This window comes from Streptomyces sp. NPDC057617 (assembly GCF_042800555.1).
In the GTDB taxonomy this organism is placed as follows: domain Bacteria; phylum Actinomycetota; class Actinomycetes; order Streptomycetales; family Streptomycetaceae; genus Streptomyces.
Genome location: NZ_JBHVGV010000007.1, coordinates 238,965 through 260,964, shown reverse-complemented (window position 1 = coordinate 260,964; position 22,000 = coordinate 238,965). Strand labels below are relative to the sequence as shown.

The 22,000-nt window shown below is 69.2% G+C and carries 16 protein-coding genes and 1 pseudogene; 7 read left to right on the top strand and 10 right to left on the bottom strand.

Translation table 11 applies throughout. From position 1 onward, the window contains the following. Positions 1 to 140: 140 nt before the first annotated feature. Together ACFU9P_RS19615 and ACFU9P_RS19610 are read right to left on the bottom strand one after the other, a co-directional pair. A complete protein-coding gene (locus ACFU9P_RS19615; protein WP_376380559.1) occupies positions 141 to 1,196 on the bottom strand; it encodes a DUF2637 domain-containing protein in 1,056 nt (351 codons plus the stop codon). 211 nt (positions 1,197 to 1,407) lie between these two features. Then, the gene (locus ACFU9P_RS19610) at positions 1,408 to 2,256 is read right to left on the bottom strand and encodes a (2Fe-2S)-binding protein (protein WP_384082361.1); all 849 of its coding nucleotides are present in this window, start codon (positions 2,254 to 2,256) and stop codon (positions 1,408 to 1,410) included. Between the two features lie 362 nt (positions 2,257 to 2,618). Here ACFU9P_RS19610 and ACFU9P_RS19605 point away from each other — a divergent pair, with 362 nt between their 5' ends. Next, positions 2,619 to 3,458, top strand: coding sequence for a GntR family transcriptional regulator (locus ACFU9P_RS19605; protein WP_384082700.1), 840 nt, complete (start codon positions 2,619 to 2,621; stop codon positions 3,456 to 3,458). 79 nt (positions 3,459 to 3,537) lie between these two features. Here ACFU9P_RS19605 and ACFU9P_RS19600 read toward each other — a convergent pair. Further along, positions 3,538 to 4,117: pseudogene (locus tag ACFU9P_RS19600) on the bottom strand (enoyl-CoA hydratase/isomerase family protein). Between the two features lie 925 nt (positions 4,118 to 5,042). Between ACFU9P_RS19600 and ACFU9P_RS19595 the strand changes: the two are divergent. Then, positions 5,043 to 6,959, top strand: a complete 1,917-nt coding sequence (locus ACFU9P_RS19595; protein ID WP_384082358.1) for an acyl-CoA dehydrogenase — start codon at positions 5,043 to 5,045, stop codon at positions 6,957 to 6,959. 14 nt (positions 6,960 to 6,973) lie between these two features. Here ACFU9P_RS19595 and ACFU9P_RS19590 read toward each other — a convergent pair whose 3' ends face one another. Genes ACFU9P_RS19590 through ACFU9P_RS19570 form a run of 5 tightly spaced genes read right to left on the bottom strand, consistent with a single transcriptional unit; the run spans position 6,974 to position 10,827 of the window. Further along, positions 6,974 to 8,329 (bottom strand): cytochrome P450, encoded by a 1,356-nt coding sequence (locus ACFU9P_RS19590; RefSeq protein WP_384082355.1) that lies wholly within the window; start codon positions 8,327 to 8,329, stop codon positions 6,974 to 6,976. Between the two features lie 9 nt (positions 8,330 to 8,338). Beyond that, the gene (locus ACFU9P_RS19585; RefSeq protein ID WP_376380571.1) at positions 8,339 to 8,929 is read right to left on the bottom strand and encodes an ATP/GTP-binding protein; all 591 of its coding nucleotides are present in this window, start codon (positions 8,927 to 8,929) and stop codon (positions 8,339 to 8,341) included. Beyond that, positions 8,904 to 9,284 (bottom strand): DUF742 domain-containing protein, encoded by a 381-nt coding sequence (locus ACFU9P_RS19580; RefSeq protein WP_376380574.1) that lies wholly within the window; start codon positions 9,282 to 9,284, stop codon positions 8,904 to 8,906. Before ACFU9P_RS19580 ends, ACFU9P_RS19585 begins: the two co-directional genes overlap by 26 nt. Then, positions 9,281 to 9,691, bottom strand: a complete 411-nt coding sequence (locus tag ACFU9P_RS19575) for a roadblock/LC7 domain-containing protein (protein WP_217306109.1) — start codon at positions 9,689 to 9,691, stop codon at positions 9,281 to 9,283. Before ACFU9P_RS19575 ends, ACFU9P_RS19580 begins: the two co-directional genes overlap by 4 nt. Further along, positions 9,688 to 10,827 (bottom strand): ATP-binding protein, encoded by a 1,140-nt coding sequence (locus ACFU9P_RS19570; RefSeq protein ID WP_376380577.1) that lies wholly within the window; start codon positions 10,825 to 10,827, stop codon positions 9,688 to 9,690. Before ACFU9P_RS19570 ends, ACFU9P_RS19575 begins: the two co-directional genes overlap by 4 nt. A gap of 361 nt (positions 10,828 to 11,188) precedes the next feature. On the opposite strand from ACFU9P_RS19570, the gene ACFU9P_RS19565 reads away from it, so the two are divergent. Beyond that, a complete protein-coding gene (locus tag ACFU9P_RS19565) occupies positions 11,189 to 12,958 on the top strand; it encodes an ABC transporter transmembrane domain-containing protein (RefSeq protein WP_384082350.1) in 1,770 nt (589 codons plus the stop codon). Next, positions 12,955 to 14,766, top strand: coding sequence for an ABC transporter ATP-binding protein (locus ACFU9P_RS19560; RefSeq protein ID WP_384082347.1), 1,812 nt, complete (start codon positions 12,955 to 12,957; stop codon positions 14,764 to 14,766). Before ACFU9P_RS19565 ends, ACFU9P_RS19560 begins: the two co-directional genes overlap by 4 nt. Positions 14,767 to 14,835: 69 nt before the next feature. On the opposite strand, the gene ACFU9P_RS19555 is transcribed toward ACFU9P_RS19560, so the two are convergent. Both ACFU9P_RS19555 and ACFU9P_RS19550 read right to left on the bottom strand, forming a co-directional pair. Further along, positions 14,836 to 15,603 (bottom strand): hypothetical protein, encoded by a 768-nt coding sequence (locus ACFU9P_RS19555; protein WP_376380586.1) that lies wholly within the window; start codon positions 15,601 to 15,603, stop codon positions 14,836 to 14,838. A 477-nt stretch (positions 15,604 to 16,080) separates the two neighbouring features. Further along, on the bottom strand, positions 16,081 to 17,916 hold the full coding sequence (locus tag ACFU9P_RS19550; protein WP_384082698.1) for a PucR family transcriptional regulator: 1,836 nt from the start codon (positions 17,914 to 17,916) through the stop codon (positions 16,081 to 16,083). Between the two features lie 223 nt (positions 17,917 to 18,139). Here ACFU9P_RS19550 and ACFU9P_RS19545 point away from each other — a divergent pair, with 223 nt between their 5' ends. Genes ACFU9P_RS19545 through ACFU9P_RS19535 form a run of 3 tightly spaced genes read left to right on the top strand, consistent with a single transcriptional unit; the run spans position 18,140 to position 21,997 of the window. Beyond that, the gene (locus tag ACFU9P_RS19545; protein WP_384082344.1) at positions 18,140 to 19,030 is read left to right on the top strand and encodes an FAD binding domain-containing protein; all 891 of its coding nucleotides are present in this window, start codon (positions 18,140 to 18,142) and stop codon (positions 19,028 to 19,030) included. Between the two features lie 2 nt (positions 19,031 to 19,032). Continuing rightward, entirely contained in the window at positions 19,033 to 19,578 is a 546-nt protein-coding gene (locus tag ACFU9P_RS19540; RefSeq protein WP_384082341.1) for a (2Fe-2S)-binding protein, read from the top strand. Positions 19,579 to 19,582: 4 nt separating this feature from the next. Further along, positions 19,583 to 21,997, top strand: coding sequence for a xanthine dehydrogenase family protein molybdopterin-binding subunit (locus tag ACFU9P_RS19535; RefSeq protein ID WP_384082338.1), 2,415 nt, complete (start codon positions 19,583 to 19,585; stop codon positions 21,995 to 21,997). The last annotated feature ends 3 nt before the right edge of the window (positions 21,998 to 22,000 follow it).

The following is a 22,000-nucleotide window of genomic DNA, read 5'->3' as shown; positions in this document are numbered from 1 at the left end:
ACCACACACTCTCCCAAACCCCATTCCACCCCGGCCCCACCCTCCCCCAACCCCCCCCCCTCCCAGACCAACACACAACAGCGACTTGTTCTCCTTTTTCCCCCCCCCCCCGGTCCGGGTGCTGTGCCTGCTCGGGCGGCTCAGCCGAACTGCCGCTCCAGGTCCGTGAGCTTGCGCTCCAGGGAGTCGAGCCGTGGCAGGGCCTGGGTGTCGTCCTCGGCGGTCAGATCCACCGTACGGGTCTCACCGCCCTTGGAACCGACGGCCTGAAGGGAGAGCCGCGATCGCTGTGGCAACTGCGCCTGCTCTGCTATGGCAGGCTCCGCGGCGGCTTCGACGGCTGCCGGGGAACCCGACCCGCCGCTCCCCACCGCAAGCGGCACCTGGCGGCCGCCGCGGCGCCCCCAGGCCCGGTGCTGCCGGTTCAGCGCCTTGATCTGCGCGCGGTCCAGCTTCTGCTGCTCGCGCCTGCGGTGCCGGTTCTGCTCCTTCTGACGGCGGTCCTCGCGTACCTCGTCGACGGCCTCGTCCAGCGTCCGTACGCCTTCGAGCAGCATCAACGACCAGGCCGCGAAGGTCTCGCGGGGCGCGCGGAGCCACCGTACGATCCGGATCTGCGGCAGCGGGCGGGGGACCAGCCCCTGCTCGCGCAGCGCCGCCCTGCGGGTCTGCTTCAGCGCGCGGTCGAAGAGGACAGCGGCCGAGAGAGACATGCCGGCGAAGAAGTGCGGGGCGCCGTCGTGGCCGAGGCCCCTGGGCGCGTGCACCCAGTTGAACCAGGCGGCGGCACCGGCGAACGTCCACACCAGCAGACGCGAACCGAGGGCCGCGTCACCGTGGCTGGCCTCGCGCACGGCGAGGACCGAGCAGAACATCGCCGCACCGTCGAGACCGAACGGGACGAGATACTCCCAGCCGCCGCTGAGGCTGAGGTTTTCCTGGCCGAAGCCGACCAGGCCTTTGAACGAGAGGGCGGCGGCAACGGCCGCACAGCAGAAGAGAAGTGCGTACGAGGCGGCGCCGTAGATCGTCTCCTTCCTTCTGCGGCGTTCTTCACTGCGTTCCCATGAATCCTCGGCCGCGGCCTTGTCACCGGCGCGCTTACCGCGCGCGAGCACTGCCACCGCCACCAGGACTCCGACGATCAGCACGCCGACGGGAAGCAGCCAGTTCAGCGATATGTCGGTCAGTTGCATGCGGTGTTCCTTGCATCGCAGTAGGGCGTTTTCGGGCGCCATATTGGCGGAAGAGCGGTGCCGCTCTGGGGGTTTTGGAGCAAGAAGACGCCAACGAGGTGGTGGGGCACACAGTTGGGCGTGATCAATCAGAACTGCCGCACGCTGGGCGGCGGTTACGTTCGATTAATATCACCCTAGCGGGTGGCGTGGCTCCTCGGGTGACGCGGGGTCAGACCCCGGCGCTCAACTTCCGGACGCGGTCGGCATCACACGTACGCGGACACGTCACACAGGTGTCCTCGGGGCGCAGTGTGTAGAACAGGCAGCAGCTCGCGCGATCGCGGGTCGGCAGCAACTCGCCCTGAGGGCCCGTCAGTTCACGGAAGGCGGCGGAACCGACGTACGGCCCGGCCGTGCCCGGCAGCAGCAGTTCCAGCTCGGCCATGGCGCGCCGCTCCTCGCCCAGCAGATGCGCGACGTACCAGAGGCCCTCGACGATCTCGTCGGTCGCCATGCCCCACAGCGCCCTGTTGCCACGCCGCATCCGGGGGGCGAAGCCGTCGAGGACCGGTCCGAGGTGTTCGGCGGCGGCCGCACGCACCTCGGCGCGCAGGGCCTCCTCGTCCGGTACGACCCGGGCGCCGGGCAGCGCCGCGGCGGGGTCGTCGGGCAGGCACGCGAAGTCGTCGATCTGGACGCTCATCCGGCCGAGGGCGCGCTGGAAGAAGACGTTCCCGACGGGGACCCGGGGCACTCGGCGGTGCAGGAACCAGGGCACGGTGATCAGCAGACAGGCCGGCCAGGCATAGCGGTGCAGGGCGAAGCCCGCGATGACGTCGGGGCGCGCGGGCTTGCCGTAGTCGCGCAGGACCTGCGCGTCGTCCCAGGCCAGGAAGGTGTCGAGGGCCGCACCGCCTGCGGCGAGATCGGCCGCGCCCACCCAGCCGCCGCCGAGCGGGGGCTGGGCGCCTTCGCCGAGCACGTCGATGCTCAGCGAGGGAAACACCTCGGTCATGCGGGCGTACGCGTCCGCCACGGGGCAGGCGAGAAGGCCAGGCAGCAGAGTGGGCACGGTCATGCAGGGGACCACCGAATCGGGATCGTTTGCAGGTAAGCCTTACCTTACCCGATGTGATCGGGTTTGAACTGCGCCGGGGGCGGCCTATCGTGCACACATAGCTCCGGCACCAGACCGGATGAATGGTGCCGGAACGGGCGGAGGCAGGACGAGTGGACGGGCGCAGCGGTACGGGCGAAACGGCGACGCCGCGCCTGTACGGTCCCGGGGTCGAGGGGGCCGCGGGGCCTGCGGACGCCGAAGCGGCGCCGGGCCCGGGCGCCGACTCCGACTCCGCGTCCGGCCCGGACACCGGCCGAGGCTCTGCCGTCGGCCCGGCCGTCGGCCCGGCCGTCGGCCCGGCCGCCGGTCCGGCTTCCGCGGTGGGTCCGGACGCCGCCCCGGACTCGCTGCCCGATTCCGCGCGCGGCGCCAGGCCCGTACCGGAGCCCCGTACTGAGCCGGACACCGGTCCCGAAGCCGGCTCGGCGCCCGGACCCGAGGGCTCGGCCGGATCCGGGGGCTCCGAGCGTGTGCCCGGGCAGGGCGGCCCGCCGGCGGGTGAAGCAGCCCAGGCTCAGACCCCGGTACCGGCCCGAGGTGTGCGGCGGCATTCCGTACGGGGGCAGGTCCTCGCGGCCCTGCGGTCCGCGCTGGTCAGGGGCGAGCTGGTGCCCGGCGAGGTCTACTCCGCCCCCGCCCTCGGCGACCGCTTCGGCGTGTCCGCCACCCCCGTACGCGAAGCCATGCAGCAGCTCGCGCTCGAAGGCGCGGTCGAGGTCGTCCCCAACCGCGGCTTCCGGGTCACCGAGCGCAGCGTCCAGGAGCTGGTGGAGCTGACCGAGGTGCGTGCGCTCATCGAGGTACCCGTGATGCTGCGGCTGGCCCGTACCGTACCGGCCGAACGCTGGACGGAGCTACGTCCGTTGGCGGAGGCGACCAGGGCGGCCGCCGCGGCCGGGGACCGTGCCGCGTACGCGGAGTGCGACCGCGCATTCCACCGAGCGTTGCTCTCGCCGTGCGGCAATGAGCAACTGGTCATGTTCGCGGACGATTTGCTCCGCCGTTCCCAATGGCCTCTGGTTACCGCACCGGCCGTGCGCCGCGCCGATCTGATGGCCGACGCGGCGGAACACTCGGCACTTCTGGACGCCCTGGAGGCAAGGGATCTGACGGTGATTCAGTCACTCCTGCGAGGGCATTTCGAGACCACTCCGGACTGAAAAGTCCCCCTGAATATTCCGGCCGCAAATGCCAATTGCCGCAGAGGGTCCCCTCTCAGTTCCGTCTGCCCCCGTTCTGCTACCGCTGCCGCGCGGCCTCCGCGGCCGCCACAGCCGACGTTAGCAGTTCCGCGTCGAAGAAGGTGGCGCCGGCGATGCGGTTGGCCCCCGCGTACGCGTTCAGCATCGCCTTCGTCGTCCGCAGCGCCGCGGGGGATCTGCGGAGCAGCGGCTTGGTCCACCGCTCGACGGTGCTGTCCAGCTCGTCCTGCGGGACGACCTTGTGCAGGATGGACAGCTCGGCGGCCCTGGCGGCGTCGAAGTTCTCGGCCGTCAGCATCAGTTCACGTATCCTCGCGGCCCCCGCCTCGTTCAGCAGCCGAGGGAGCACACCTCCCCAGGCGGGGGGCACCCCGAGACCCAGCTCGGGCGGGCCTTGTTGCCGAGGGAGTGCAGGCCGGCGCCGCCGGGGTGCGCGCCGAGCAGGGACGGGAACTCGCCGCGGTCACCGCCCAGACAGAAGTCGTCCCCGGCACCCGAGAGGATCAGTAACCGGATGCCGGGGTCGTCGTGAACACTGTCGAGTACGGCGAGGAGTTCGTCCAGAAGCGGTCCGGAGACGGCGTTCCCGTCTCCGGACTGTCCAGCAGACGGGCGATGAGGACGGGCCTGTTTCCCGCTCCGGTGCCTGGGGCCCTGCTCCTCGACCGAGCCGCATGCACTTGGTGCCGCTCGTACCGCAACGGGCCGCTCTCAGCGATGAGTTCCGTTACGGCGGCGTCAGCCCTGCAATCCGGCCACTACGGTGATCACTGCACGCGCACGGTTTGCCATCCCATAGACTCGTGATCAACGATCACGGTCTTGGCGCACCACCGCCAACCGTGCACGAGTTCGCTAACCGGCGTACAGGACGACGAAGTGGCGTCTTGTCGGAAACGGTCCTCGTGGTACGCGGGGCTGGCCCTCCTTGCGTGCAAGGATCAGAGATTCCCGCATTATCCCCGGCCGCTTCCCTGAAACATGTTCCGCTCGCCCGCATTAATCCCCTGGTGAAGATATTTCGGAATACCAGGAACGAACTACTCGACTTTCCCCCGCGAAGACAGCGGGTTCATTTCGAGAATTAAAATGCGCATGCAACACCAGCCCTCGCGTAAGGAGCACAGATCAAGCACTGTCCGCTCCCCGCCCGGCCCGAACCGACCGCCCGTCCCACTTCCTGGCAGCTCACCGGGCTGGAGGAGGCGCTACCCGGCGCCCCGGGGGCTGTGGCGGAGCGTCGGCAGCGCCTCGGCTACGGCTACCTCACAGGAAGGCTTCCCCGGCACTTTCCAGCCAAAATTTTCATACCTTCCCCGCGCCAGGGCCATTTAATCTCCGATGTGCGACCGGTATACTGGTCCCGTGTCATGCACCCGCGGAGCGCAGAGGATAGTGCAGATCAATTAATTCCTCAAGCGTCTTTCATTGTGATCTTCCGCTCAGAAAAAATCCTTGCGAATGCTGGAGATAATGCGATGTCCGGTATTCAATTACTCCGGTTCCCGATCGCTGACGCAAGGCACTCACGCGGAGTCATCAATGACCATTCCGACATTTCTTGGCACCGAACTGCCCAGTGGAGCCTCTCCTGTTTGGTACAACCACACGCCGAACCAGGCCGTAGTCCGCACCGCCCTCACTCATGCCCTCTTCGACGGCGAGGACCGGGAGCAGGTTCACGGGACCTGGCGGGGACTCCTGTCTACGGAGGAGTTCTGGTACCGTCCGGATTTGTCCGTTGCGGAACGGGTCGAACTCTCGTACTCCCGCCTGCGGTTAGTCAATGACGCGGCTGGCTCCCCTGCGGATCTGGTGCTCGACACGAGGCGGCTTGCCGCCCTGCACGAGTGGCTCGGAGTCGCAGACTGTGGCCTGATAACTTTCGCGAGCATCCACTACAACCTGTTCCTGGGCAGTCTGCTCGAGCAAGACGCCGGCGTCGGCGGTGAGCGTGACATCTCCGAGTTCACTGAGCTGCGGCGCATAGGAACGTTCCTCTGCACCGAGCTGGGCCACGGCAACGACGCCCCCGCTCTTGAGACAACTGCGACATTCGACCGGAAGACTGGGGGGTTCATCCTCCATACGCCGAACGAGGACGCGCAGAAGTTCATGCCCAACACCAGTACGGCTGGCGGCCCGAAATCGGCTGTCGTTGCGGCGCGGCTCCTGATCGACGGCAAAGACCAGGGGTGTTTTCTCTTCCTGACCCCGTTGAGTGACGCGGCCGGCCATCTGCCCGGGGTTCATGTCGGGCTGCTCCCGGATCGTACCGGTACCCCTGCGGACCACAGTCTCACCCGGTTCGACCAGGTACGGCTGCCACGTGAGGCTCTGCTCGAAGGAGAGCACGGCCGTTTGAACCAGGACGGCACCTTCGACAGCAAGCTGGGAAGCGCGCGTAAGCGGTTCCTGGCCTCCATCGGACGGGTCACCAGTGGGAAACTCTGTATGAGCGGGTCCGCCCTCGGTATGGCGCGGGCGGCTCTGACCATCGCCGTCCGGTATGCCTACACCCGGCATATCGGCGGTGCGCGCCGTGGTGAGCGGGTTCCAGTGGTGACGCACCGCAGCCATCACGACCCCCTGCTGGATGCGCTCGCAACCCTGTACGCCGCAACCTTCCTGCACCGCGAGGTGGTCTCCGAGTGGGTCACACACACAGAGGAGAACCAGGAAACGGCCGAGCGCCTGGTCGCCATCGCCAAGGGCTGGATCACCTGGCAGGCCCGCGCGGTAGCGATCGAATCACGGGAGCGGTGCGGCGCTCAGGGGCTCTTCCCGGTCAACGGCATATCCGAGCTGCCGTCGCGGATAGAAGGCGCCATCACCGCGGAGGGCGACAACCTCGTCATCTGGGTGAAGGCGGCCTCTGAAATGATCTTCCATCATAAGAGGGAACCGCGGCGCGAGTCTGGTGTGCCCCTCGCTGATGAGTCGTTGACCGACCTCGGGTTTCTGCGTGATCTCCTGGTCGAGGTGGAGTCGGACGCTCAGGACAGAGCGAGCAAGGCGTTGCGTGGAGGTCCGTCAGGCGATTTTCAGGCCCGCTGGAACGGTGCATCCACTGATGCGTTGGAGATAGTTTCAGCGCACGCCCCCCGCCGGGCTGCCGACGCCTTCATTGCTGCGGCGGCCCGGACAACCGAGCCAGAGGCACGGGTGGTGCTGGAGAAACTGTGCCTACTGTTCCTGCTCGGTCAGCTCAAACCGCACACCGCGCGGCTCCTCGCCCGGAATCGGCTCACCGCCGACCATGTCCTTGCGTTCCCCGACGTGCGCAGTGAAACCATCGCCAGCCTTGTACCTCATATGCAGACACTGGCGGACGCCTTCGATCTTCCTGACGAGTTCCTCGCCACCATTCCGATCGCCAGTGGCAGCCGGATCGGTGACGAGGGTGACAACTGGTCGATGTGGCCGCCCAGCTCAGGCCCGGGCTCCACAGACCGGTAACGGGCCGGCGCTTTTCACCCCGTCCACCAGGCCAGGAACTTACCCCACGGCCCCTTCTCCTTCTGTACGGGCGCATTGTCGGGCCTGGGGCTCCCGGCAATGCGGGCCGTCGGCACAGGCTCTTCCTTCGGTATCGTCTTGACAGGGGTGAACCGGGCAGGCAGGGAAGAGAGTGCCCGGTGGAACGGGCCCGGCCGCCAGGTCAAGGCGTCTGAAGGCACCGCCAGTTCAATGTCATGTAGCGCCTTGAGCAAATTCTCAATGGCCCGCGTGGAAATCAGCAGGGCGGGATCCTTGGCGGGGCAGGCGTGCGGGCCGGCCCCCCAGGCCAGATGTGCGCGCTTGCTGAGTGTCTGCCGGGCCCCGGACAGGCTCGGATCCGTGTTCGCCGCGGCGAAGCTGATGACCACTGGATCTCCAGCGTTCAGCCTGATCCCCCCCAGGTCGACGCTCTGCACGGGAAAGTGAGTTGCGTAGTTGGCGATGGGGGCGGCGTTCCACAGGACCTCATCGATGGCGTCCTCAACCATCATGCCGCCGGAGTTCATCTCGTCGTCCTTGACCACATCAAGCAGCAGCGCCAGGGAACTCGAAATGAGATTACCCAGAGGCTCCGTACCGCCCGCAACGAGCTGAATGATGAGCGGGTACATTTCCTCGTCAGTGAGCCGGGCCTCATGCTGCATCAGCCAGGAGATGACATCGTCACCAGGCTTGGCGCGCTTCAGCGCGACCAGCTCGACGAGTGCCTCTTGCAGCACCTGGTTGGCTTTCTCCGCGTTGGTGCCGTCGAAGATTCCGGAGATACCGAACACCAAATTGTCGCCCAGTTCCGCGGGGCAGCCAAAGAGATCGTTGTAGACGAGCAGTGGGAGTACCTGCGCGTATTCCTTTACCAGATCGACCTTGCCTTTTCCCTTGACCTGATCGATCAAGTACTCGGAAATACCGTCGACCAGGCGGCTCATCCGGCGGACGTCGACCCGCATAAGACAATCCGTCATGGCCTGACGGAGCCTCAGGTGCTCCTTCCCGTCCGAGTAGATCGGGCCCGGCCGGTACACCATCATAGGCAGTACGGGACTGTCCAGTGGTATCCGGCCCTCGTTGAGGTCTGTCCAACGACGCGAATCGCGGCGGAAGGTGTCCGGGTTCTGCAGCACATGTAGAGCCAAACCGTAGCCCGTGACCAGGTGCGCGTTCACGCGAGGCGCCAGTTCAACGTGCGCTGCGGGCCCGAGCTGCCTCATGTAGTCGTAATAGGCTCCTGGGTTCTGGGCGAATTCCCGGTTGTACAGGGGGATTCCCATGCCACTGCCGTGTGCAGGGCAGCCCGGTGGTGGCGCCTGGTTTTCCGAGTGGGACTGCATGGCGAACTCCTAGCTGAGGCGCGACTGGAGATAACGGATGAGGACCATGAGCGAATTCGCTGACGAACGCTGGTCGCGTGCGTCACAATTGACGAGCGGCGTCTCGGGGAGCAGGTCGAGCGCCTCTCGTATCTCATCGTCCGTATGGCTCGGTGTGCCATCGAAGCGGTTGACGGCGATGGCGTACGGGATTCCGTAGTGCTCGACCAGGTCCATTACGGCGAAGGACTCTTCGAGGCGCTGCGGGTCCACCAATACCAATGCCCCGAGAGCACCCCGGGACATGTCTTCCCACACCTGGACGAAGCGCTGCTGTCCCGGTGTTCCGAAGAGATAGAGGACGAGTCTCTCGCTGAGGGTGAGACGACCGAAGTCCATGGCCACGGTCGTGGTGGTCTTTCCGGGGGTCCCCCGGAGATCGTCCACTCCCTCGCCGGCCTGCGTCATGACCTCTTCGGTGCGCAGCGGCGGAATCTCGGACATCGTCCCGATGAACGTTGTCTTGCCGACGGCGAAGTGCCCTACGACAAGGATCTTCGCCGCTGTCTGCACCGAATTGCGCAGATAGACGTCGTTATCCAAAACGGGCTTGAAGGCCATTCAGCACCTCCTCGAGTATGTGCCGCTCGACAAGCTTCGCGGGAGGTACGGGGGCCCGCGTCATAAGGAACCCCTCCTCCGTGAGATCGGACAGCAGGATTTTGACGACACCCACGGGCAGATTGGTGTGCCCGGCTATCTCGGCCACGGAGAGATAGCCGCCGGCACACAGATCCAGAAGACGGAGCTTCTCAGGATCGAGATGTCCCGTTCTGGGGCCGTCGACGGCCGCCGTGACCAGCGTGATCAGAGAGAACTCGTGGTCATCGACCAGACTGCGGCCGTTGGTGATGACATACGGTCGCACTAAGGGTGCGGCTTCTCGTTCCAGCTCGGGCTCATCCGGAGTTGTCATGCCTTGGTATCAGCAATCTCGCGAGGGGGACTGGTCAGGGATTTACCGAGCTGGCCTACGAGCTGCATCATCCGGAAGGTGATCTCCGCCATGTCCACGTCCGGCGACGCCGAGACGGCGAGATAGGCACCTTCGCCGGCGGAGATGAGAAAGACAAAGCCGTGATCGAACTCCACCAGCGTCTGACGCCACTGGGGCCGGTCGCCCGGCGGCCTGCCGCAGAAGTCGGCGACCGTACGGCTCAGCGACTGCATTCCGCTCATCGCGGCGGCGATGGTGTCGGCGTGGTCCTTGCCGACATCGTTCGAGCGGGCCATGAGCAGGCCGTCCGCGGAGACAAGGATCGCGTGGCGCGCCTCGGGCACTTCCAGGGCACTGTCAAGCATCCATGACAGATCGTAATTCACTGAGTCTCAGGCCCTTCGCTGCTTGCGTTGGTGGAACGGCGGCCCGACTGCGTTCCCCGCTGGAACGCGGCCATGACGGACGCGGCCTGCTCGCTTGAGCGAGCCGGGGCCTCCGCGGTCTCGGCAGCCGGAACGATGGATATCGCGCCGCGGCGACGGCGCTTCGGAAGTCCGCCGAATGTGGTCGCGGGCGCCGCCGGGGTCTCTTCTGGAGGCATCGGGGAGGACGCGGCCATAGCGGGTTTCTCCTCGGTCTCGGGCGCGGGCGCGGGCATGGACGTGAGGAGCTCTTCGGGAAGAAGCACGACCGCGCGCACGCCACCGTACGGAGACGTCGAATCGACCGAGACCGTGAAGCCGTAACGGGCCGCGAGTACGCCGATCACCGTGAATCCGAACTGCGGCGGGTTGCCCAGTCCGGAGACACCGGGAGCGCGTTCGCTCGACAGGAGTTTGGCGGCCCTGGCCTTCTCTTCTTCGTTCATGCCCACGCCGGCGTCGTCGACGATGATGCAGACGCCCTTGGGCACCGGCCGGATATTGATTTCGATCATCGTCTCGGGCGCCGAGTAACTGGTCGCGTTGTCCAGCAGTTCGGCGAGCGTGAGCGCGACCGGTTCGACGGCGCGGCTGACGATGGCGAAATTGCTCTGGGCCCGGATCTCGACACGCGTGAAGTGGCGGATACGGCCCTTCGCGCTGCGGACCACGTCATAGAGCGACGCAGAGGCGCGCTGACGGCCCAGCCATCCGTCGCAGAGCACGGCGATGGACTGCGCACGCCGGGCGAACTGCGAATTCATGTGGTCGATGTCGAGGAGGTCCTGGAGAATCTGGAGTTCTCCGTACTTGTCCTGCAGCTTGGTGATCGCGAGCTGCTGCTCGCTCGCCAGACCCTGGAGCGTACGCATCGCGGACTTCAGGGCGGTCTTGGTCGCCTCTTCCGCGCGGTCCTTGGCCTCTTCGACGGCCTCGGAGTAATGCTCTTCCAGGTTGGCGTAATGTGCCTTGAGTTCCTGTTTTTCCTTCCTCAGTTCCGCGTTGGACTTTCTGCCGCGAATGATCGCGGTAGCTGCGACAGGGGTTCCAGCGGCGATCAGACCCCAAAGCGCTGGATCCTGGAAGTATTGCGTCATAAGGCTCTCTTCGGGCGACTGGGGCACCGGATACTGAATGCCGGGACGGAGTGTTCGAGTGCACTCACGGTCTCGGGCATACGGGATCGGCCGCGCATACTCGCCCGCCGGACTGCCTTGAAAGGCCCGGCTGATGGCATAGTTCTCCCCGGGGTGGCGGATTTCTGGGCCGATGCGCTGACTTTCCCTTTATGCCATAGCGGGTTTACCACCGCTTGGCAAGCTCGTGGATCTTATCATCACACCAAGGCTCGGCGTCCATGCCGATCTGCTCCCTATCTGGCTTCTGACGGAAATTCAGCAAGGCTCCCTCTTTGGGGTTGTTGGTGCCCGGGGGCCCCGGGTCGTTAGGGTGCGGGGAGTGGGTGACTCGTACATGGATCCGGGGGTTCCGGATCGCCGTAGTGCAGGACGGTACCTCTGGTGGCTGGCGACCAGTCAGCGGGGTCGGGTAGCCGCCGGCGCGACGTACGGCAGCGTGTGGATGACCGGGCTGACCCTTCCGCCGTATCTGCTGTCGCGCGCGATCGACGACGGGCTCGTACCGGGCGACAGAGGCGCGCTCGTCGGCTGGACCGGAGCGCTGCTCGGAGCCGGGGTGTTCAACGCCTGGATCGGCGTCATGCGCCATCGCACCATGACCCGCGTCCGGATGGACGCCACCTTCCGTACGGTACGGGTCGTCGTCCGACAGGCCGTCAGGCTCGGCGCCACGCTGCCCCGCCGGGTCACCGCCGGTGAGGTCGTCACGATCGGCATGTCCGACGTCAGCATGATGAGCCGGACGCTGACCATGACCGGCCCCGGGGTCGGCGGGGTGCTGGCCTGTCTCGTCGTCGCCGCGCTGCTGCTGTCCGTCTCACCGGTCCTCGCCGCGGTCGTGCTGCTCGGAGTGCCGCTGCTCGCGCTCCTGGTGGGGCCGCTGCTGGGGCGGTTGCAGCACGCGGAGACCGCGTACCGGGAGCGGCAGGGCGCCCTCGCGGGACGGTTCGTCGACATCGTCGGCGGGCTGCGCGTGCTGAGCGGGCTCGGCGGCAAGGACGTGTACGCCGCCCGCTACCGGCGCGATTCGGCGCGGGTACGGGAGGAGGGCTACCGCGTCGGGGCGGTGACGAGCTGGATCGACGCGCTCGGACTCGGCCTTCCCGCGCTGTTCCTCGCCGCCGTCACCTGGCTGGCGGCCCGGCTCGCCGCCCAGGGGGCCATCAGCGTCGGCGAGTTGGCGGCGGTGTACGGGTACGTCGCCGTGCTCGTCGTGCCCGTGTCGTTCTTCATCGAGGGCGGGTACGACCTGAGCCGCGGGCTGGTGAGCGCGCGGCGGGTCGTACGGTTCCTGGACCTGGAACCCGAAGTCGCGCCCGGGGAAGGGGAGTCGGGGACCGCGGCCCCGTCGGGGGAGGCCCTGCGGGAGGCGCCCGCCTCGCCGGCCCCGCTGCGTGATCCGGCCTCCGGGGTCGAGGTGGCACCCAAGTCGCTGACGGCGCTGGTCGGTTCGCGCCCCTCGGACGCCTCGGACGTGGTCGACCGCCTGGGCCGCTTCACCGCCTCGGAGGCGACCTGGGGCGGGATACGGCTCGACGAGATCCCCCTCTCCCAGGTACGCGAGCGGATCCTCGTCGCGGACAACGAGGCCGACCTGTTCGCCGGAACACTCCGCGACATCGTCGCCGGCTGCCGCGACCCGGACGCGGAATCCATCGAAGCCGCCGTCCACGCGGCCGTCGCGCGGGACATCGTCCTCGGTCTGCCGGACGGCCTCGACTCGGAGATCCACGCGCAGGGCCGCAATCTCTCCGGCGGCCAGCGCCAGCGCGTGCGCTTGATGCGGGTCCTGCTCGCCGACCCCGAGGTGCTCCTCGCCGTCGAACCCACCTCGGCGGTCGACGCCCACACCGAGGCCGCGCTCGCCGCGCGGCTGCGGGCCGCCCGTACCGGCCGTACGACGCTCGTCACCAGCACCTCGCCGCTGCTGCTTGAGCACGCGGACACCGTGCACTACCTGGTCGACGGCCGCGCCGCCGCGACCGGCACCCACCATGAACTGCTCCGCGCACAGCCCGGCTACCGGGCGCTGGTGTCCCGGGGCGCGGAGGACGGACCGTACCCGCACGAGAAGGAGCCGGTCCGTTGACGGCCGTCAAGAAAGCGCACCTTCCCGTCGCCGAGCCGCCCCAGGTGCGCCGTGCGGCAGTCCGTCTCATCCGGCAGGACGGGCGCGCCTTCGCCGCCGCCATCGCACTCAACGCACTCGCCGCGGCGGCCGGACTCGTCGGCCCCTGGCTGCCCGGGAGCGTCATCAACACCGTCCGGGCGGGCGGCCTGGTCGCCACCGTGGACCGGTACGCGCTCGTCATCCTGCTCTGTTCCGCGGCCCAGCTCGTGCTCGCCCGGTACGCCCGTCTCGTCGGCCATCGTTTCGGCGAGCGCACCTCCGCCCGTATCCGCGAACAGCTCGTCGACCGCGCACTCGCGCTGCCCGCCCCGGTCGTCGAACGCGCCGGTACGGGCGACCTCGCCGCACGCGGCACCACCGATGTCTCCGCCGTCAGCACCGCCCTGCGCGACGCCGGGCCCGATGTGTTCATCGCCGCCGTACAGGCGCTGTTCATCCTCGGCGCGGTCTTCGTCCTCGATCCGCTGCTCGGCGGCTGCGGGGTGCTCGGTCTGCTCGGCATCTGGTTCGCCACGCGCTGGTATCTGCGCCGTGCGCCCGCCGCGTATCTGACGGAGGGCGAGGCCAACTCGACGATGGCGGAGGTCCTTTCCGCGACCGCGTCCGGTGCCCGTACGGTCGAGGCGTTCGGCCTCCAGCGGCGGCGGATCGCGGTCTGCCATGAAGCGGTCGAGCGGGCCAGGCGGACCCGTCTGCGGACGCTGTCCCTGCGCAGTGTGCTCTTCCCGTCGGTGGAGGTGTCGTACGAGATCCCGGTCGTCGCGGTACTGCTGGCAGGCGGCCTGCTGCTCGGGGGCGGCGGGGGCGCCGACGGCGCGGGTGTCGTCAGTCTCGGCGCGGTGGTCTCCTGCGCGCTGTATCTGCGGCAGTTGTCGCAACCACTGGACACCATCCTGCTGTGGGTGGAGCAACTACAGAGCAGTGGCGCCTCCTTCGCCCGGGTGGAGGGGCTGGCGCTGGCCCCGAGCACACCGCAGTGTGGCGGGCCCACACCCTCCGACGACCGGATCGCGGTGGAGGGTGTGTGGTACGCCTATGAGAACGGGCGCGCCGAGTCGCGCGATGTGCTGCGCGGGGTCGATCTGACCGTACGGCCCGGCGAACGGCTCGCCGTCGTGGGCCCTTCCGGCGCCGGGAAGTCCACCCTGGGCAGGCTGCTGGCCGGTGCCGACCGGCCGCGCGCGGGCTCGGTGACCGTGGGCGGCGTCCCGATCGCGGACCTCGACCCCGGTCAACTGCGCCGCCAGGTCGTCCTGGTGACCCAGGAGCACCATGTCTTCACCGACACCATCCGCGACAACCTGCTGATCGCCGCGCCCGGCGCCACGGACGAGGAGATACGCGCGGCGCTCGACGCCGTCGGCGCGGACTGGATCGAAGACCTGCCGGACGGCCTCGACACCGTGCCGGGCGCGACGGCGACGGGCGCGGGGGACGTACGTATCGACGGCGCCCGCGCCCAGCAACTCGCCCTGGCACGCGTGGTGCTGGCCGATCCGCACACCCTCATCCTCGACGAGGCGACGGCCCTGCTCGACCCGGCGACCGCGCGCCACGCGGAACGCGCGCTGGCCGCCGTCCTCGAAGGCCGTACGGTCATCGCCATCGCCCACCGGCTGGACACCGCGCGCGACGCGGACCGGGTGGCGGTGATGGACGACGGCAGGCTGACCGAACTCGGCACGCACGACACCCTGGTGGCGGCGGGCGGCCCGTACGCCGAGCTGTGGCACTCCTGGCACGGAGACCCGCACACCTCGCGCTGACGTCCAGGCCCTCGCGCTCAAACGCTCACGTGGTGCATGAAGAGGAGTGCGCGGCAGGCGTCCCGCAGGTCAGACCGCCGGGGCCGGCGGTGGTGCGAGCTGGTCCGCCAGCCAGGTCGGTACGCCGCCCAACAGCCGGAACAGACGGCCCGCCTCCGCGCGCAGCCGGGATGCCTCCGGTTCCGGCTCGGCGTCGGCCAGCGCCGCCAGCGCCGGAGCCGTACCGACCAGATAGCCCAGCTCCTCGCGGATACGGAGCGACTCGCTGAAGCCGTGCCGCGCCTCCGACAGTTCGCCCTCCCGCAGGGCCAGCCCGGCGAGATGGCGCCAGGTGAAGGAGAGCAGCAGCGTCTCGCCGTGCGCGGTGGCGGCGGCGTGGGCGCGGCGGTACGCGGCGCGCGCGGACTGCGGGGAGTCCGAGAGGTGCTCCGCGATCAGCCCGCGCCTGAAGTCGAGCAGGGCACGGGCGGGCGCCGTCGGATGGAGCAGGGCAGCCGCTCTGCCGAGAGCGGCGCGGGCCTCGTCCGCGCGGTCGCGCACACCGAGGACGGTCGACGCGTACGCGAGATGGCCGCGTTCGCAGGCGGCGGCGCCGCGCTCGTCGTCCTCGCGGGCCGTGGCCTCCGCGGAGCGCAGCGCGTCCTCGGCCTCCGGCCAGCCGGTCCCGGTGAACAGACAGCGCTCGACGAGCAGCGAGGCCCGCTGGAGTGCGGGCGCCGGGGCGGCGGCGTGCGGTGCGAGCAGGGCCGCTGCGTCGGTCCAACAGCCGCGCGAGCGCAGCCGCCATACCGCGGTCTGGAGTGGGTTGTCACCAGCGGTGGTTCCGGAACCAGACATGGCGGTATGCGCCACATTGCCCTCCCCGAGCGCGCCATTGTGCTGTTGAGTGTGGACGCATCTCAGCACGGATGGGCATGCCGGGCCAATAGGTCAGGTGAAAAATTTCACAATCACTTGGGTTGCGGCGTCGGTCCTGAAGGGCGGCAGAGGGGGCGCGCGGGGGTGCCGGCGAGCGGGTCCGGGGCCACCGGAGGGGCTGTCACCTGCGGCGATGGCGGTTGTACGGTCAGTGGCGCGGGCGGCCCGGGTGGCGGGACGGCTGTCCGGGGATGTGGCGGATCTTTTCCGTGCCCGTATCGGGTGACCGCGTCAACCGGCCTGGACATGGCACTTGGCGAGGGTCGTTGTGAACGAAGCCTTTCGGCCACCAGGCCACCAGCCCACTACGCCACCACGCCACCAGGCCACGATGCCACCACGCCGACGGCACCCGGACGGACCGCATGCCCCCGGCCGACCGGACAGCGGCTCAGCTCAGCTCATCCTCAGGGCCAGGAAGAAATCCAGCTTGTCTTCCAGGCGTGACAGATCCCGGCCGGTGAGCTGTTCGATCCTGCCCACTCGGTAGCGCAGCGTGTTCACATGCAGATGCAGTCTGGCCGCGCACCGCGTCCAGGAGCCGTCGCAGTCGAGGAATGCCTCCAGGGTGGGGATCAGCTCCGCGCGATGGCGCCGGTCGTAGGCGCGGAGCGGGTCCAGCAGCCGCGCGGTGAACGCCCGGCGCACATCGTCGGGCACGAAGGGCAGCAGCAGGACATGCGACGCCAGCTCGTGGTGGCCCGCCGCGCAGACCCGCCCGGCCCTGGCCGCCGCCACCCGGCGGGCGTGCCGGGCCTCCTCCAGGGCGCCGCGCAGACCCTCCGCCGAGTGGACGACCGCGCTGACCCCCAGGGTGAGCCGTCCGTCGTCGGCGAGCCCCGCCGACAGGGGGTCCCGAACGGCGGCCAGCAGCGTGTCCGCGTGCAGACCGGGTTCGGGAGCGGGGTCGGGATCGGCGTCGGATCCGTCGGGCAGTCCGAGCAGCACCGCGGGCATGGCCGGAAGCGGTACGAGCGCGACCGCCTCGTCACCCGTCCGGGCCACCGCAATTCGATCGGGTGAGTCCGCCACAGCCGCCCCTGCCCAGGCCCCCGCCACTGCCCGCGCCGCCCTGGCCTCCGTCGCCGCTCCCGCCGCCCCGGTCCCCGCCGTCGCCGGGCCGGCCAGGATCTCCTCAAGCACCGCCTGCGCGACCGGGCCGCCCCTCACCTCCGTACCCGCACCCGTACCGCTGTGACCACCCCGACCGCCCTGGTCGGAGCCACCGTCCCCGGCCCACTCCACCGTGGCCACCACGACCTGCCAGTGCGGCGCCGTCGTCAGCCCCGGCAGCAGCACCGGAGCGGCCACCCTCAGCCGCGCCGCGATCTCGGCCGGCGCCGCGGCCGCCTGGACCAGCTCCACCACATCCTGGGCGAGCCGGCGCCGTACCGCGCGGGCCGCGTCCCGCCGGTCCCGCTCCACCGCGATGAGCTGGGTGACACCCCGGAGCAGATCGAGCCGGGCCGCCGGCCAGTCACCCGCGTCCGCCTCGACCGCCAGCAGCCAGTCGGAGAGCACGGTCTCGCGCACATCGGGTGAGGCGAGGGCGGGGGCCCCGCGCCCCGGCTCGCGCACCGGGAAGAGGGAGTACGCCGTGCCGTCGACGCTCGTACGGTACGGGCTCCGGCGCCCCGCGCGGGTCGCGGCGAGATGCTCCCCGGCGAGCGCGGCGGCGCGGGCCGCGGGCAGCGGCTCCCCGGCGCCCGCGATCTGCCGGCCGGTGGGGGAGAGCACCCAGGCACGCAGATCGAGATCGGAGCCGAGCAGATCCAGGACCACGTCCGGGCCGCCGCCCGCCGGTCCCGCCGTCATCAGCCTGCGGTGGCGCTCGACCACCGCCGCCAGATCCCCGGCCCGCTCCCCGGACACCTGGCGGACCACATACTCGGTGATCGTCGCGAACGCCACCGCCTCGCTCACCGCGAACAGCGGAAGTCGATGGCGTGCGCATGCCACGATCAGATCGTCCGGCACCTCGCCCAGCTCGGCCTCACCGGCGGCGAGGGCGGCGACCCCGGCGGCGACGAGAACACGGACGAACGGTTCGGATTCCTCGGCCCGCCGCCGCCAGGCGAGACCGGTGAGGACCAGTTCACCGCCGGAGAGATAACGGCTCGGATCACGTAGATCGGTGGTCATCACCCCGCGCACGGACCGGTCCAGCTCGTCCTCGCCGCCGAGCAGCCGCAGCCCCAGCGCATCGGTGTCCAGCAGTGCGCGCAGCCGCATCTCGTTGTCGCCGATCTCTCTCGTGGTTTCGTTCGAATCTACAAGACCCTGAAGACGGCCAGCCAACTCCTTCATGGTTTCGGTGACTGCACCAGCCGGAGCACTCCTTGTGTACTGGAGCCACAGCGCGTTAACAGCTCATGAAAAGCCCCGATCGTCAACGATCAGATCACGACGAATCGCCATCGCCCAGCGAATCGCCAACGATCAGAAGAGAGCACTCATGGACTTCCTTCGCCCAGCGAGCTGGGAGGAGGCGCTCGCCGCCAAGGCCGCGCACCCCACGGCCGTCCCCATCGCGGGCGGTACGGACATCATGGTCGAGATCAACTTCGATCACCGGCGCCCGGAGTATCTGCTCGACCTGAACCGGATCGGCGAGCTGAGCGAGTGGGCGGTCGGCGCGGAGACCGTCGAACTGGGCGCCTCCGTCCCGTACACCCGCATCATGGAGGACCTCAGGGCCGCGCTGCCGGGGCTGGCGCTCGCCTCGCACACCGTCGCCTCGCCGCAGATCCGCAACCGCGGCGGCGTCGGCGGCAACCTGGGCACGGCCTCTCCGGCCGGCGACGCGCATCCGGCGCTGCTGGCCGCGGGCGCCGAGGTCGAGGTCGAGTCGGTACGCGGCAGCCGCCGTATCCCGATCGACGACTTCTACACCGGGGTGAAGCGCAATGCCCTCGCCGCCGACGAACTGATCAGATCCGTTCACATCAGGAAAGCGGACGGTCCGCAGCAGTTCTCCAAGGTCGGTACGCGTAACGCGATGGTCATCGCCGTCTGTGCCTTCGGGCTCGCCCTGCACCCCGCGACCCGTACCGTACGGACCGGTATCGGCTCCGCCGCCCCCACCCCCGTACGGGCCAGTGCGGCGGAAGACTTTCTGAACGCGGCGCTCGACGAGGGCGGCTTCTGGGAGAGCGGCAAGGTCATCACGCCGTCCGTCGCCCGGCAGTTCGCCACGCTCGTCTCGGCCGCCTGCAACCCCATCGACGATGTGCGCGGCACCGCCGCGTACCGCCGCCACGCGGTCGGCATCATGGCCCGCCGCCAGCTCAACTGGACCTGGGAGCAGTACCGCCGGGGCGGCCGCACCCTGGAAGGAGCCGCGTAGCCATGCGGGTGACATTCACGGTCAACGGGCGTGAGCAGGTGGCCGACGATGTGTGGGAGGGCGAGAGCCTGCTGTACGTCCTGCGCGAGCGGCTGGGCCTGCCGGGCTCCAAGAACGCCTGTGAGCAGGGCGAATGCGGTTCTTGTACGGTACGGCTCGATGGCGTCCCGGTCTGTGCCTGTCTGGTGGCGGCCGGGCAGGCCGAGGGCCGTGAGGTCATCACGGTCGAGGGCCTCGCCGACTACGCCCGGCAGCGCGACTCCGGTGCTTCCGGAGACGCCCGGCCCGGCGACGGCGGGGCACCGTCCGGCGACGGCGGCGGCCTGTCCGTGATCCAGCAGGCGTTCATCGACGCGGGCGCCGTCCAGTGCGGTTTCTGCACCCCCGGGCTGCTGGTCGCCGCCGACGAGATGCTGGAGCGCAACCCCTCCCCGAGCGACGCCGACATCCGCGAGGCGCTCTCCGGCAACCTCTGCCGCTGCACCGGTTACGAGAAGATCCTCGACGCGGTGCGCCTCGCGGCCGCCCGGCAGGAAGAGGCGGTCTGAAGCGATGCCTACCACCGGCACCCCCACCAGCCTCAGCCAGGGCTCCCGCACCAGCGGCGGCATCGGCGAATCGACCCTCCGGCCCGATGGCACCCTCAAGGTCACCGGCGAGTTCGCGTACGCCTCGGACATGTGGCACGACGACATGTTGTGGGGCCACACATTGCGCTCCACCACGGCGCACGCAGCCATAAGATCCATTGACATCGCGGAGGCACTCGCCACCCCGGGCGTCTACGCCGTCCTCACCTATGACGACCTCCCCACCCCGGTGAAGAACTACGGTCTGGAGATCCAGGACACCCCCGTCCTCGCCCATGGCAAGGTCCGGCACCACGGCGAACCGGTCGCGGTCATCGCCGCCGACCACCCCGAGACCGCCCGCCGCGCCGCCGCCAAGATCCGGGTCGACTACGCCGAACTGCCCGTCGTCACCGACGAGGCCTCAGCCACCGCGCCCGGCGCGCCCCTCATCCATGAGAACCGCGCCGACCACCACAGCGGCCATGTCCCGCACCCCAACATCGTGCACCGCCAGCCCATCGTCCGCGGCGACGCCGCCGCGGCCGCCGCCCGCGCCGATGTGATCGTCACCGGCGAGTATGTTTTCGGCATGCAGGACCAGGCCTTCCTCGGTCCCGAGTCCGGACTCGCGGTGCCCGCCGAGGACGGCGGCGTCGACCTCTATGTCGCCACCCAGTGGCTGCACTCCGACCTCCGCCAGATCGCGCCCGTCCTCGGCCTGCCCGGGGAGAAGGTCCGCATGACCCTCTCCGGGGTCGGCGGGGCCTTCGGCGGCCGCGAGGACCTGTCGATGCAGATCCACGGCTGTCTGCTGGCGCTGCGTACCGGCAAGCCGGTCAAAATGGTCTACAACCGGTTCGAGTCGTTCTTCGGCCATGTCCACCGCCACCCCGCGAAGCTCCGCTACGAACACGGCGCCACCCGCGACGGCAGGATCACGCACATGAAGTGCCGGATCGTGCTGGACGGCGGCGCGTACGCCTCCTCGTCCCCGGCCGTCGTCGGCAACGCCGCCTCCCTCTCCGCCGGCCCGTACGCCATCGAGAATGTCGACATCGAGGCGCTCGCGCTCTACACCAACAACCCGCCCTGCGGCGCGATGCGCGGCTTCGGCGCCGTCCAGGCGTGCTTCGCGTACGAGGCGCAGATGGACAGGCTCGCGGCGGCGCTGGGGATGGACCCGGTGGAGTTCCGGCAGCTCAACGCCATGGAGCAGGGCACTCTGATGCCGACCGGACAGCGTGTCGACTCCCCGGCGCCCGTCGCCGAACTGCTGCGCCGCGTCAAGGCCCGCCCCCTCCCGCCCGAGCAGCAGTGGCTCGTGGCCGGAGAGGAAGCGGATGTACGGGCCCTGCCCGGCGGGCTCTCCAACACCACCCACGGCGAAGGGGTCGTACGGGGCGTCGGCTACGCGGTCGGCATCAAGAACGTCGGCTTCTCCGAAGGCTTCGACGACTACTCCACCGCGCGCGTACGGCTCGAAGTGATCGCCGGGGAGCCGGTCGCGGTCGTCCACACCGCGATGGCCGAGGTCGGCCAGGGCGGCGTCACCGTCCACGCGCAGATCGCCCGTACCGAACTCGGCGTCGCCCAGGTCACCATCCACCCCGCCGACACCCGGGTCGGCTCCGCCGGTTCCACCTCCGCCTCCCGCCAGACCTATGTGACCGGCGGCGCGATCAAGCACACCTGCGAGGCGGTACGGGAGAAGGTGCTGGAGCTGGGCCGGCGCAAGTTCGGTACGTACCACCCGGCCTGGGCCACTGCCGAGCTGCTCCTCGAAGACGGCAAGGTCGTCACCGACGGCGGGGAGGTCCTCGCCGGGCTGGCGGACGTCCTGGAGGACGAGGCGGTGGACCTGGAGCTGGAGTGGCGCCACCGCCCGACCCAGCCCTTCGATCTCCGTACCGGACAGGGCAACGGGCATGTCCAGTACTCGTTCGCCGCGCACCGCGCGGTGGTCGAGGTGGACACGGAACTGGGCCTGGTCAAGGTCGTCGAACTGGCCGTCGCCCAGGATGTCGGCAAGGCGCTCAACCCGCTGTCCGTCATCGGCCAGATCCAGGGCGGCACCACGCAGGGCCTGGGCGTGGCGGTCATGGAGGAGATCATCGTTGACCCGGTGACCGCGAAGGTACGCAACCCGTCCTTCACGGACTATCTGATCCCCACGATCCTCGACACCCCGACCATCCCCGTCGACCTCCTCGAACTCGCCGACGAGCACGCGCCGTACGGTCTGCGCGGCGCCGGAGAGGCGCCGACCCTCTCCTCGACTCCCGCGATTCTCGCGGCGATCAGGAACGCGACGGGCCTGGAGCTGAACAGGACACCGGTACGGCCGGAGCATCTCACCGGTACAGGCGCGGACACCGGATCCGTGACCGGCGTCTGAGAG